The 12,845-nt window shown below is 72.0% G+C and carries 13 protein-coding genes and 1 pseudogene; 7 read left to right on the top strand and 7 right to left on the bottom strand.

Features of this window, described 5'->3' with window-relative positions:
• Positions 1-73 precede the first annotated feature (73 nt).
• On the bottom strand, positions 74-784 hold the full coding sequence (locus IF78_RS0133960) for a lipoprotein (protein ID WP_031486272.1): 711 nt from the start codon (positions 782-784) through the stop codon (positions 74-76).
• 103 nt (positions 785-887) lie between these two features.
• Here IF78_RS0133960 and IF78_RS0133955 point away from each other — a divergent pair, with 103 nt between their 5' ends.
• Entirely contained in the window at positions 888-1,679 is a 792-nt protein-coding gene (locus tag IF78_RS0133955) for a maleylpyruvate isomerase N-terminal domain-containing protein (protein ID WP_031486271.1), read from the top strand.
• Between the two features lies 1 nt (position 1,680).
• On the opposite strand, the gene IF78_RS0133950 is transcribed toward IF78_RS0133955, so the two are convergent.
• Positions 1,681-2,307: an NADPH-dependent F420 reductase gene (locus IF78_RS0133950; protein ID WP_031486270.1), complete on the bottom strand. Its 627-nt coding sequence runs from the start codon at positions 2,305-2,307 to the stop codon at positions 1,681-1,683.
• A gap of 247 nt (positions 2,308-2,554) precedes the next feature.
• Here IF78_RS0133950 and IF78_RS0133945 point away from each other — a divergent pair, with 247 nt between their 5' ends.
• Positions 2,555-3,193, top strand: a complete 639-nt coding sequence (locus IF78_RS0133945) for a class I SAM-dependent methyltransferase (RefSeq protein WP_031486269.1) — start codon at positions 2,555-2,557, stop codon at positions 3,191-3,193.
• A 31-nt stretch (positions 3,194-3,224) separates the two neighbouring features.
• On the opposite strand, the gene IF78_RS0133940 is transcribed toward IF78_RS0133945, so the two are convergent.
• The gene (locus IF78_RS0133940) at positions 3,225-4,814 is read right to left on the bottom strand and encodes a glycerol-3-phosphate dehydrogenase/oxidase (protein WP_031486268.1); all 1,590 of its coding nucleotides are present in this window, start codon (positions 4,812-4,814) and stop codon (positions 3,225-3,227) included.
• Positions 4,811-5,410, bottom strand: a complete 600-nt coding sequence (locus tag IF78_RS0133935; protein ID WP_051828363.1) for a TetR/AcrR family transcriptional regulator — start codon at positions 5,408-5,410, stop codon at positions 4,811-4,813. The genes IF78_RS0133940 and IF78_RS0133935 overlap by 4 nt, the downstream gene beginning before the upstream one ends.
• Positions 5,411-5,484: 74 nt before the next feature.
• Here IF78_RS0133935 and IF78_RS0133930 point away from each other — a divergent pair, with 74 nt between their 5' ends.
• Positions 5,485-7,083, top strand: coding sequence for an FAD-binding oxidoreductase (locus IF78_RS0133930; RefSeq protein ID WP_031486266.1), 1,599 nt, complete (start codon positions 5,485-5,487; stop codon positions 7,081-7,083).
• A gap of 118 nt (positions 7,084-7,201) precedes the next feature.
• On the top strand, positions 7,202-8,083 hold the full coding sequence (locus IF78_RS0133925) for a YegS/Rv2252/BmrU family lipid kinase (RefSeq protein WP_031486265.1): 882 nt from the start codon (positions 7,202-7,204) through the stop codon (positions 8,081-8,083).
• 43 nt (positions 8,084-8,126) lie between these two features.
• Here the strand turns inward: IF78_RS0133925 and IF78_RS0133920 are convergent, their stop codons facing one another.
• On the bottom strand, positions 8,127-8,492 hold the full coding sequence (locus IF78_RS0133920) for a helix-turn-helix transcriptional regulator (RefSeq protein ID WP_031486264.1): 366 nt from the start codon (positions 8,490-8,492) through the stop codon (positions 8,127-8,129).
• Positions 8,493-8,621: 129 nt separating this feature from the next.
• Here IF78_RS0133920 and IF78_RS0133915 point away from each other — a divergent pair, with 129 nt between their 5' ends.
• From IF78_RS0133915 to IF78_RS0133905, 3 genes are all read left to right on the top strand, one after another.
• The gene (locus IF78_RS0133915) at positions 8,622-9,401 is read left to right on the top strand and encodes an ANTAR domain-containing protein (protein ID WP_051828361.1); all 780 of its coding nucleotides are present in this window, start codon (positions 8,622-8,624) and stop codon (positions 9,399-9,401) included.
• Between the two features lie 46 nt (positions 9,402-9,447).
• Complete coding sequence (locus IF78_RS0133910) at positions 9,448-9,900, top strand: flavodoxin family protein (RefSeq protein ID WP_031486262.1); 453 nt, start codon at positions 9,448-9,450, stop codon at positions 9,898-9,900.
• 198 nt (positions 9,901-10,098) lie between these two features.
• On the top strand, positions 10,099-12,108 hold the full coding sequence (locus tag IF78_RS0133905; protein ID WP_031486261.1) for a DUF1996 domain-containing protein: 2,010 nt from the start codon (positions 10,099-10,101) through the stop codon (positions 12,106-12,108).
• Between the two features lie 118 nt (positions 12,109-12,226).
• On the opposite strand, the pseudogene IF78_RS0133900 reads toward IF78_RS0133905, so the two are convergent.
• Positions 12,227-12,694, bottom strand: a pseudogene (locus IF78_RS0133900) (SDR family oxidoreductase); the annotation flags it as partial.
• A 59-nt stretch (positions 12,695-12,753) separates the two neighbouring features.
• Positions 12,754-12,845: transposase (locus IF78_RS45470; protein WP_199921440.1), on the bottom strand; the 92-nt coding region annotated here is incomplete at its 5' end.

Here is a 12,845-nt window from a genome sequence, read left to right as displayed (position 1 = left end):
GCCGCCGGAGCATCGACGAGCTTCGGCTTCACCATCATGAATCGCCCGCGCCGGACACACCGGCACCGACCGCTCAGCTGAGGCGCAGGGTCCGTTTGGCGAGTTCGTACGCCGGCAGCATCTCCCGGTGCTCCTCGGTGTCCATTCCGCCGAGGTGTATGACGACCGGACCCTGCTCGGTGATGACGGCCAGCGCGGACTCCTCCTTCGTCTCCTCCAGCAGCTTGCTCGTGAAGAGGTACTCGACCTCGGCAACGGCGAGGTCGCCCACCTCGGACGTGCTGTACTTGGCCTTGCTCGTGTTGTCCTCCGCCGCGACGAAGGCCTCCAGCACGGCGCGTGCGTCGTCGTCGCCCGGCTTGCCCGTCCAGACGCGGAGGAAGCCGATGTTCCCCGCCGGCTTGGCGTCGACCTCACACGCGGCCGCCACCGGGCCCTGGCGCAGGATCGCGTCGGCGATCTCCTGGGCAAGCTCGGCCTCCTCGGGGTCGGCGGAGGCGCCGTCGGCCACCTTCTCCTCGGCCGCCCCGGCGTGGATGGCCTCCGCCTCCCAGTCCTCGGCGATGTCGAAGGCGACGGGCAGCTCACAGGCCGATCCGGCGGGGCCGATGGTGCCGCCGCTCTTCACTGCCGTACCGCTCTCGCTGTCCGCGTCGGCCGCCGCCGAGGCGCTGGCCGGCGTCTTCGTGTCGTCCTGCGCCGCTCCCGCACAACCCGTCAGCACCCCGGCCAGCAGAGCCACCTGGGCCAGTCGTCGCCGTACGTTCCCCGCCCCCACCAGCATCTGATCTCTCCCCGCCCGATCCTGCTTCTGATCTTGCTCAGACGGCACACAGTATCCGAGCCCACTGACAGAGCGGAGCGCTGTTCTGCGGCACCATGAGGCGATGACCTCGCTGACCTTCGACCGCCACTGCGACGAGATCGTCAACCAGACCGAACGGCTCACCGGTCATGTACGGGGCGCGAACATGAGCGCTCCGGTGCTTGCCTGCCCCGGCTGGGACCTCGGCCGGCTGCTGCGGCACGTGGGCGGCGAGCACCGCTGGGCCGAGGAGATCGTACGGACCCGGGCCGGCGGCCCGATCCCCGACGACCTGGTGAACGACCTGTCCGGATACACGCGCGAGGACGAGGCATTCCTGATTCCCTGGCTCATCGAGGGCGCCGCGCGGCTCAGCGCCGCCCTGCGGGCCGCCGGTCCCGACGCACTCGCCTGGAACCCCTCCGAGGAGAGGTCGGCGCCGGTGGAGTTCTGGGCACGGCGCATGACGCACGAGACCGTCGTGCACCGCGCCGACGCGGCCCGGGCGGCCGGGGCCGAGTTCGTGCTGGAGGCGGATCTGGCCGTCGACGCGGTCGAGGAGTGGCTGGAGTACTCGACCTTTCCCGAGGCGTTCGAGCCTGGGCCGGACCTGCCCGACCTGCTCGGCCCGGGCCGCATGCTCCACTTCGACGCGACCGACGCCGGAGAGTGGATGGTCGACCTGACCGGCGAGCGCCCCGTCTGGCGCACTGGGGCCGACCAGGCCACGGCGACCGCGTGCGGCCCGGTGGCCGACCTGCTTCTGTACTTCTACCAGCGGCCCGAGCCCGCGATCGTGACGCAGGGCGACACGGCGCTGCTCGATCTCTGGCGAATCCGCGCCGGCTTCTGGTTGGAGGCGCCGGGCGAGTGACCTAGCCGGCGGCGCGCGCGACCACGTTGATGTTGAACGCGTGAGCGCCCAGCCCGCGGGCGATCCCCATGAAGAGGAACGCGAAGTGCTCCTGCCCGCGCGCGGTGGTGATGCCTCCGATGTCCAGCTGGGACGACGGCGGCCAGCCGAGGTCGGCGAGCAGTCGCCCGGTGGTCCGCTTGGCCTCGGCGTCGTCGCCGGAGAGGAAGACGGTGCTCGGACCCTCCAGACTGCCCGGGGCGATCATCACCGTGGAGTCCATGGTGCACAGCGTCTTGACGACGGGGGTCAGGGGAAAGGCCTCCTGGATCTGTTCGCCGAGGCTGCTGTTGGGGTGTGAGAGCCGGGTGAAGTCGGGGGAGAGGCCGACTGCGACGTCGATGAGCAGGGTGCCGGCCAGCGCCGGTGCCCCGATGGAGCGCAGCAGCTCCACGGAGACGTCCCCCGGGGTGGCGTTGACCAGTACCTCCGCGTGGGCTGCCGTCTCGTTCAGGCCTGCCACGGGGAGACCGAGGTCCGTCCGGTCCTTCGGGCTGCGTGAACCGAGGAGCACGTCGTGCCCTGCGGCGCTCCACCCACGGGCCAGTGCTCGTGCGACGTTGCCGGTGCCGAGAAGTCCTATACGCATGCTGTGACGCTAACCGCGCCCCGCCGCCCGGCGGATCGGACCGCGGGCCCAGGGGAAATGGCTCCAAGGTCGTAGTCCTTTGGTCGCCCGCCTGTCGGCACGCGCGCGCAGTGCGCCGAGGGCTTTTGCCGAACCGGCAAGAACCTTTGGCCATCTCGGAGGTGTCCCGCAGGCTTCGTCAGGGAGGGGCAGGACGCGTTTTGTCCGAGTCGCTCCGCACCGTCACACCCGCATCTCAGGAGGCACCATGACCCAGACCCCCGCCATGAGGGCAGCCGAGTTCTGGGAGGCCCGCTACCGGGACGGCGGACCTCTGTGGAGTGGCCGCCCCAACGCGCTGCTCGTCCGCGAGGCCGGCGACCTCCCGCCGGGCAGCGCCCTCGACCTCGGATGCGGCGAGGGGGCCGACGCGGTGTGGCTCGCCTCGCGCGGCTGGCGGGTCACCGGCGTCGACATCTCGCACACCGCTCTGGAACGTGCCGGCCTGCACGCCGTCGAGGCCGGAGTCGGCGACCGTACGGTGTGGGAACGGCATGTACTGGGGGAGTCGTTCCCCGAGGGCTCCTTCGACCTGGTGAACGCCCAGTATCTGCAGTCGCCGATCCCTTTGGACCAGAAGCGGATTCTGCGCCAGGCCGCAGACGCGGTCGCCCCGGGCGGCACTCTGCTGATCGTCATGCACGCCGGCTGGCCGTCCTGGCAGACCGAGCCGCCCTTCGAGGCGGAGTTCCCGACGCGGCGGGGCGTCCTCGACGAACTCGCGCTCCCGAAGGCCGACTGGACCGTGCAGACCCTGGACACGGTGCGCAGGGCGAGCGTGTCACCCGACGGCGTGGAGGGCTTCCGGGACGACCACGTGTGGCGGATCCGGCGCACGGACACCTGACCGACCCCGCAGCCCCGTACGCCCCGCGGCGCTACCTCTCACCCACGCGTGCCGACACCTCGTCAAGCACTCGGCGTGCGGCGTCCGTCGCCGCCGCGCGGTCGGCGGGCACCAGTCCGATGCGGGTGCGCCGGTCCAGCAGGTCGGCCTCGTCCAGGGCGCCCTCGTGGCGTACGGCCCACAGCAGTTCGGCGCCGGTGACGGGATGACCGGGCAGCACCGGTTCCTCGAGCCGGGGGTGCCGCGCGCCGAGCGCCCGGACGGCCGCCGCCTCGGTGCCGTACCGCTGGACGAGGCGGCGTGGTGCCCGGACGGAGCCGAGCGCGTCCGGCGACGCGGCGCCGACCAGGGGCAGGGAGGCCGTGGGCGAGGGGCCGGCGGTGAGCCGGCCGGTGGCGACGGCGGCGTCGACGGCGTCCTCGGCCATGCGCCGGTAGGTGGTGAGCTTGCCGCCGACCACCGTGACCACCCCCTCCGGCGAGGTCAGGACCGCGTGCCGGCGGGAGATGTCGGAAGTCCGTGGAGCCGCACCGGAATGCGCCGCCGACGTGGTGTCGAGCAGCGGACGCAGTCCCGCGAACGCGCCGACCACGTCCTCGCGTTGGACCGGGACGTCCAGGACGGAGCCGAGGACGTCGAGGAGGAAACCGATGTCCGTCTCGGGCGCTTGCGGAACATCGGGGATGTCGCCCTCGACGGGCTCGTCGGTGAGCCCGACGTAGACGCGGCCGTCGCCCTGGGGCAGGACGAGGACGAAGCGGTTCGTCTCCCCGGGGACCGGCACGTGCAGCCCGGCGGGCAGCGGGCCGAGGTGGTCGGAGCGCAGGACGAGGTGGGTGCCGCGGGAGGGGCGGATCCGGATCCCTTCGACCAGACCGCCCGCCCAGACGCCGGAGGCGTTGATCACCGCGCGGGCCCTGATCTCGCCTTCCTCGCCGGTGAGTTCGTCGCGGATCACGGCCCCGGACGCGGTGAGCCGCAGGGCCCTGACCCGGGTCAGGATCCGGGCGCCGTGGGCGGCGGCGGTGCGGGCGATCGCGGTCACCAGGCGGGCGTCGTCGGTGAGCCGGCCGTCCCAGGACAGCAGGCCGCCGCGCAGGCCCTGGGTGCGCAGGGCGGGGGCGAGGTGCCGGGTCTCCACGGTGGAGAGCCGGCGCGGGGCGGGCAGGGTCGCGCGGGCCGTGCGGGCCGCGAGGCGCAGGGTGTCGCCGGCCCGGAATCCGGCCCAGGCGAGGGCGGACTGGCCCCGGGAGACCAGAGGCGTCAGCGGCAGCACGAAGGGCTGGGCCCGCACCAGATGCGGTGCCGTGCGCTCCATCAGCACCCCGCGCTCGACGGCGCTCTCGTGGGCCACGTCGAGCTGCGCCGAGGCGAGATAGCGCAGCCCGCCGTGGATGAGCTTGCTGCTGAAGCGGGAGGTGCCGAAGGCCAGGTCGTGGGCGTCGACGGCGGCCACGGTCAGGCCCCGGGCGGCGGCGTCCAGGGCGGCCCCGGCGCCGGTCGCGCCCAGCCCGACGACCAGGACGTCCACGGCCGGACCGCCGACGGTCTCGGCCAGTTCGCGCGACCGCCGCGCGGCGGACAGAGAGGAACCGGGAAGCGGGGGAGTGGCAGTGCTCATGGGGTGAGGGTCCTCTCCAGAAGGCCGCGCAACTCCGCGAGGAAGGCCTCACTGTTCAGGTCGGCGTCGTCCTCGTCGGTCATGGTGCGCAGGGAAAGCGTGAAGGACTGGACGACCAACAGCAGGGCCCGCGCCTGCCGTTCGGCATGGCCGGCACGCACCGACCCGTCGGCGTGGCCCTCCCGTACGGCATCGCCCAGCAGCGCGAGGAGAGCCTCCTGGCTCGCACCCCGGCGGTCGAGGACATAGGGCAGGAGCAGTTCCGGATCGACGTCGACGATCTTCCGGAACAGCGGATGGGCCCGGAACGCCGCCACGCCGGCCACCAGGCCGTCGACGATCAGGGCACGCGCGTCGGCCCCGGGGCGCGGCTCGGGCAGGGCCCCGGTGGCCACCGCGACCCACTCCCGGGTCATCAAGTCCCCCACCAGCGAGCGCACATCGGGCCAGCGCCGGTACAGCGTCATCCGGGAGACACCCGCGCGGCGGGCCACGTCGGTCAGTGTCGTACGGCGCACACCGACGGCGAGGACACAGTCGCGCACCGCGTCGAGCACCGCGTCGCCGTCCGAGTGGTTGTGACGAATAGGCGTCATGTGTCACAGTGTAACGCCTGCGAGGCCGTCCCGGGACACGGCATCGCTCGAATCGACCGGTGAGGACGACCGCCATGGACATGTTGTGGAGCGGCTGGGGCGACCCGGCCAAGGCGGCGCCGCTGCCCGAGACCGTGACGGGGCTGCTGCGCGATCTGCTCGGCGTGAAGCCGCGCACCGCCGGGCCGGTCGCCCTGGAGGACATCGCCGTACCCGAGCCGCCGCTCGAAACCGCCGCGCGCCAGGCCCTGTCCCGTGCCGTGGGGGGTGAGGAGCACGTCCGCCTCGACGCGGAGGCCCGCATCCGCCACACCCGCGGCAAGTCCACCCCCGACCTGCTGCGGATCCGTGAGGGCGACGTCGACGACATCCCCGCGGCCGTCGTACTCCCCGCCGACCACGACCAGGTGGCCGCCGTGCTGCGCGCATGCGCCGAACACGGCCTGTCCGTCATCCCGTTCGGCGGCGGCACCTCCGTCGTCGGCGGCCTCGCCCCGAGCCGACGGGGTCCCTTCGTCGCCCTGGACCTGCGCCGCATGGACCAGCTCCTCGCCCTCGACCCCGTCTCGCGCACGGCCACCCTGCAACCGGGCCTGCGCGCCCCGCAGGCCGAGGCGCTGCTCGCCGAACACGGCTTCACCCTCGGCCACTTCCCGCAGTCCTACGAGTGGGCCACCATCGGAGGATTCGCCGCCGCCCGCTCCAGCGGCCAGGCGTCCGCCGGCTACGGCCGGTTCGACGAGATGGTCCTGGGACTGACCCTCGCCACCCCCGAGGGCACCATCGACACGGGCCGCGCACCGCGCTCGGCGGCCGGCCCCGACCTCCGCCAGCTCTTCCTCGGCTCGGAAGGCGCGTTCGGCGTCATCACGTCGGTCACGGTACGGATCCGCCCCGTCCCCCGGACCCGCGTGTACGAGGGCTGGCGTTTCCCCTCCTTCGAGGAGGGCGCCGTAGCCCTGCGCCGCCTCGCGCAGGACGGGCCGCGCCCGACGGTGCTGCGGCTGTCCGACGAGACCGAGACGCTGATCGGCCTCGCCCAGCCCGAGGCGATCGGCGCCGCCGTCGCCGGGCAGCAGCCCACCGGTTGCATGGCGATCACCGGCTACGAGGGCACGGACGAGGACACTTCGCACCGCCGGGAGAAGGCCGCCGCCGTCCTGCGCGCGTGCGGCGGAACCCCGCTCGGTGAGGAACCGGGACAGCGCTGGGCGCACGGCCGCTACTCGGCGCCCTATCTGCGGGACTCCTTGCTGGACGCCGGGGCGTTCGCCGAGACGCTGGAGACGGCGGCCTTCTGGTCACGCGTCCCGGAGCTGTACGCGTCCGTCCGCGAGGCCCTCACCACCACGCTCACCGAGTCCGGCACGCCGCCCCTGATCATGTGTCACATCTCCCACGTCTACGAGAACGGCGCCTCGCTGTACTTCACCGTCGTCTCCGCGCAGGGCGACGACCCGGTGGCGCACTGGGAGAAGGCCAAGCACGCCGCCAACGAGGCGATCCTCGACGCGGGCGGCACCATCAGCCACCACCACGGCGTGGGCAGCGACCACCGGGACTGGTACGTCCGCGAGGCGGGCCCGCTCGGCATCGAGGCGCTGCGCGCCGTGAAGCGCCGGCTGGACCCGGCGGGCATGCTCAACCCCGGTGTCCTCCTGCCCCTCGACTGACCTCCCGGCGGTCCGCCGTATCCGCCCACCGACTGACCTCCTGTCAGCCCGCCCCATCCGCTCGCCCCGACCTCCCGCCTCCGGCAGCACCCTCCTCGTCGGCCCGAAAGGCACCCCGATGCGACAGTTCACCGCCATCGTCAACCCCACGGCCGGCGGATCCGCCTCAGCGGCCGCGCTGCTGCAGGTGGCCCGGCAGCTGCGGGAGGCCGGGGCCGGCCTGGAGACCGAGTACAGCCGCAGCCTGGCCCACGCCCGGGAGCTCGCCCTGGACGCCGGGCAGCGGGGCCGGGTGGTGCTCGCGGTCGGCGGCGACGGCATCGCCGGCGGCATCGGCGGAGCCCTCAGCGGCACCGACGCCCTGCTCGGCCTGGTGCCGGCCGGCCGCGGCAACGACTTCGCCCGGGCACTGAACCTGCCCACCGACCCGACGGAACTCGCGCGGGTACTGCTCCACCACGAGCCCCGGAAGGTCGACACCATCGAGGTCGAGTCGGCCGTCCATCACCGCACGGTGGTCCTCGGCAGCGTGTACGCGGGCGTCGACGCACTCGCCAACCGGCACGCCAACAACGCCACCCTGCTGCGCGGCGCGGCCTCCTACTACGCCGGCGGACTGCGCGCCGTCACCACCTGGCGCCCCGCCCGCTACCGCGTCACCGTCGACGGTGAGGAACACCCGCACACCGGCTACACGGTCGTCGCCGCCAACTCCGGCTACTACGGCTCCGGTCGGCTCATCGCCCCCGACGCCCGCCTGGACGACGGACTGCTGGACGTGGTGATGATCCGCGAGGCGCCGCGGCGGCTGTTCTTCGCCCTGATGAACGACCTCAAGACCGGCGCCCATGTCCACCGCCCCCAGGTGCGCATCCTGCGGGGCAGGGAGATCCGTATCGAGGCCGACCGCGCGGTCCCCTACGGCGCGGACGGCGAGGTGGAGGCGAACCTCCCGGTCACGGTCAGGGTCCTGCCCGGAGCGCTGCGCGTACTGTGCTGAGCCGGCCAGGGGTAGCACGTGTGCGAACCGGTCCGCCGACCGCTCATCCGCCGTCCACCGGCATGCGCTGACGCGCGGCTCTCAGCTGATCGGAGGCCGTGCCGCGGTCGGCCTCGTCCTGGACGAGCAGCGAGAGCAGTGCGGCGACCGGCAGTCCGGCCTCGGCGGGGTGACGCAGCACCTTGTCGGGCTCGATCTGGTAGGAGTTGGTGCGTCCCTCACGGACATGGGACAGATAGCCGTCCCGCTCCAGATCTGAAATGATCTTCTGGACGGCGCGTTCGGTGAGCCGGCAGCGCGCCGCGATATGCCGAATGCGGACACTCGGGTTGTCCGCGATGGCCGCCAGTACTCGGGCGTGATTGGTCAGGAATGTCCATCCGGTGTGCGACTCAGGGCCTCCGTCCATGCCCCAAGACTACGACAGCGCGTTCACGTATACAAAAACACGTACTGCGTTTCATGTATCTATTGACGTGTACGACAGTTCCGGTTCAGTCTGGTACGGAGACGGGGAGCACCTGAGGGAGAGGCGGTCATGCCGGAGCTCGCGTTCTGTGCGCAATCCCCTACCGGGGGCACTGCTGACTGGGCGGACACCACGGGCGCACCGGCGGCCGGTCGGCCACGCACGCTGGTCACCCACCTGCGCCCGCACGGTGACCGGATCACCATGGAAGTCCGCGGGGAAATCGACCTCGACACCAGCGAACAGTTCCGCACCGACCTGCGCCACGCACTCAACCGCTCGGTCCGCGGAATAGACCTGGACCTGGAGGGCGTCACTTTCTGCGACTGCTCCGCCCTCAACATCCTCCTCACCCTGCGCCACCGGGCCCTGGAGCAGGCCAAGACGGTCGCGGTCCACTCCACGAGTACGGCAGTCGATCGCCTCCTCACCCTGACCGCCACCCGGTCGCTGTTCACTCGCCCGCCTGGACTGACCACCGCGGCCGACCCCGCACAGGACACCGACATGACCGACGAGCCCGACCAGGACCTGCGGATCGAAGTCGCCCAGCTGCGCCGGGCCATGCAGACCCGGCCGACCATCGACCTGGCCCGGGGCATCCTGATGGCCTCGTTCAACCTCACCTCCGAGGAGGCCTGGACGGTGCTCGTCGCGGCCTCCCAGAACACCAACACCAAACTGCACTCGCTGGCCGGGGACCTGGTCCACGCGATCAAGGGCGACGCACTGCCCGAGGCGATCCAGGAGCAGCTGTCGTCCGCGGTCGCCAGGGTCAACGCCTCCTCGGGAGTCACGGGTGGCGGGTCGGAGGACGAGGACCCCGACGCCGCCCAAGCCGCCAACTGAACCGTCGCGGTTGCGCGGATCCGCGGCGCGGCGGCAGGGTTCGGGTGTGCCTACCTTGCTGATCGTGCATCACACTCCCTCGCCCAACTGCCAGGCCATGCTCGAAGCCGTGATCTCCGGAGCCACGGCGCCGGAGATCGAGAACGTCGACGTCGTACGGCGACCGGCGCTGTCGGCCACGGCGGCCGACGTACTCGACGCCGACGCCTACCTGCTGGGCACGCCGGCGAACCTCGGCTACATCTCCGGGGCCCTCAAGCATTTCTTCGACCAGGTCTACTACCCGTGCCTGGACGCCACCCGAGGCCGGCCCTTCGGCTACTACGTGCACGGCGGCAGCGACGTCACCGGGGCGGTCCGGGCGATCGACTCCATCACGACCGGGCTCGCCTGGCGACGTGCCGCGCAACCCGTGACGGTGACCGGCGAGCCCGGCAAGAACGACACCGAGGCCTGCTGGGAACTGGGGGCGACGCTCGCCGCCGGACTCATGAACTGACCCTGGCAGGCCGGTCGTTGTAAGAGATTTCTGTGAATTCCTGATGCCGTTGAACACGACGCGGCGCGCCTCCGTATTAGGCCGGGGGATTTTCATGCCCTGAGACCGACCACGAGGCGTAGGAGTACTTCCTTGGGACGCAGCACGCGAAGACGCCCCACGGGCGCACGGCGCGCGACCTTTGCAGCGGTCGCGCTGATGTTGGGCGGCGGCGGCCTGGTTGCGGCCAACGTCTACGCCTCGGCCACCGAGGACGACGGAACGCAGCAGGCCCGGACGCTGTCCTCCCCGGCAGGCACGATCGACTGCCCGGATGTCGGCAGCAAGCTGACGGCCGTACCGGACGGCGCGAGGGAGGACGTCGCCAAGGAACTCGCCCTCCTGGACCAGCAGATCGCCGACGCCTACCAGCGCCTGCAGGAGTCGGCCCAGGCCATCCAGCAGGACGCGGGCTTCGCCGACAGCGCGATCATGAATCCGCTGAAGGACAAGCGCACGGCGACGATCGAGCGCATCGCCATCGCCATCGAGCGCGTGGGGGAGCGGCCGCAGGGCCTGGAGTCCCTCGCCCCCTGCACACTGCGCGCCGCCGACAGCGGCAACGGCGACCAGACCGACGCCGGCCAGAACGAGGGCGGCGACAACCAGGCGGGCGCCGAACAGGGCGGCCAGCAGCCCGAGAACGGCGGCCAGAGCGGTGACGGAGGCCAGGCGGGCAACGGCGGCCAGGCCGGCAACGGCCCCGTCGCCGCCGACTTCACCGACATCACCGCCGTACAGCCGAACGTGACCGGCCCGGCCCTGCAGAAGGGCGCCTCCCGGGGCACCTTCACCACCAGCTGCGGCGTGAACGAGAACGGCCTGTTCAACTCCGACAACGTGATCGTGGCCCCCGGCGTCTCCAACGGCGCCCACCACTTCCACGACTACGTCGGCAACCAGGCCAACGACGCCTTCGCCAGCGACGAGGACCTGGCGAACGCCGAGACGACCTGTGTCGACCAGGGCGACAAGTCCTCCTACTTCTGGCCCGTCCTGCGCCTGCAGAACGGCACCCAGGAGCAGGACGCGGGCTCGCCCGGCGGCGGCATCGAGGGCAACGCCGGCGAGATCGTCACCCCCAAGCAGGTGACGATGACGTTCGTGGGCAACCCGCGTAGCAAGGTCACCGAGATGCCGCGGCTGCTGCGCATCATCACCGGTGACGCCAAGGCGTTCGTCAACGGCACCGCCAACGCCAACGCCTCCTGGAGCTGCACCGGCTTCGAGGACCGGCAGCTGAAGGACAAGTACCCGCTGTGCCCGCAGGGCAGCGACGTGGTGCGCACCTTCAAGTTCCAGAGCTGCTGGGACGGACAGAACATCGACAGCGCCAACCACCGCACCCACGTGGCGTTCGCGGCGGCCGACGGCAGCTGCCCGAACGGCTTCACGGCCATCCCGCAGCTGGTGCAGCGGATCGTCTACGACGTCGACGCGCCGAGCCTGCAGGACGGCGGCCGCACGACTCCGCTGTTCGCGGTGGACTCCTTCCCCGAGCAGCTGCACAAGCCCGTCACCGACCACGGCGACTTCATCAACGTCTTCGACGAGGACCTGATGGGACAGCTGGTCGACTGCATCAACGAGGGCCGAGAGTGCGGCGTCGGTGCCGACGACCCGGGCCAGGAGGAGCCGACCGAGGCCCCCACCACTCCGCCGGCCGGGAACGACGACCCGAAGCCCGGTGACGGCGGCGGCGAGCAGACGGATCCCCCGGCCACCGAGGAACCGGCCACCGAGGAACCGGCGACCGAGGAACCGGCTACCGAAGCGCCCGCGACGCAGGAGCCTGCGACGGAGGAGCCCGGAAAGGGCGAACCCGGCAACGAGGCGCCCGCCACGGAACCGGCGCAGGACGACGAGCCCACCGTGTCCAGCACGGTCGCGCCCAAGTCCTACGGCACCCCGTCGGCCGACGCGGACAACGATCAGGCACAGGCCGGATCCGGCGACGGCGACAACGACGCGAACGCGTCGAGCGGGGCGGCCCAGACGCAGCCCGCCGACGTCGGTGACGACACCGAGGACAGCCTGGGCACGAAGCCGCAGGCGGTCGGCGGCAATCTGGCCGAGACGGGCACGACGCTGTGGCCAGCCATGGCGGGGGCCGTGCTCCTCATCGGCGGCCTCCTGGTCCTGATCCGAGCCAGGCGCACCGCCCGATGAGGCTGACCACGCAACGGAGCGGCGCATGACGCGCTGACGTCCCACAGGGGCCCGGACCGGCCTTCCCGGCCCGGGCCCCTGGCGTTCGCCCTGCCGCACCGCCTCCCCGGGCCATTCCCTAGTCCACGATGGCGCCGCAGGAGATGTTCACGTCCGTCGCGGTCACCGTGCGGGCCCGGTCGGAGGCGACGAAGGCGGCCACGTCGCCGACGTCCGCCAGCGTCGCGGCACGGCCGAGCTGCGTCGCCCCGACCAGGCCGTCCACGATCGCGTCCCGGCCGGGAAACCCCTCGGGCACGGTCTCCGGCACCCCGCCCGACTTCAGCGTCACTACGCGGATGCCGTGCGGGCCCAGCTCGATGGCCCACTGGCGGCGCAGTCCCTCCAGCGCGTCCAGCGCGATCTTGAAACCGCCGAGGCCCGGCAGCGTCTGCGGGCCACCGCCGCCGAAGGCCAGGATCACTCCCGTACGGCGGGGGATCATGTGCCGGGCCGCCGCCCTCGTCGTCAGGAACTGTGAGCGCGTCGCGGTCACGATGGGCTGGAGGAAGTCCGCCTCCGAGATCTCCATCCCTGATCTTGCGTGGGTATCTCCGGCTTCAGCCGGGGAGGGAAACGCATCTCAGGACTGCTCTGACGCGCAGGTCACAGCGGACGTTTTTGCTGCTCGATGTACTGACGGATCACGGTGAGCGGTGCGCCGCCACAGGAGCCGGCGAAGTAGGAGCGGGACCAGA

Source organism: Streptomyces bicolor (genome assembly GCF_000719285.1).
Taxonomy (GTDB): Bacteria; Actinomycetota; Actinomycetes; order Streptomycetales; family Streptomycetaceae; genus Streptomyces; species Streptomyces bicolor.
This window is presented reverse-complemented; position numbering and strand designations above follow the sequence as displayed.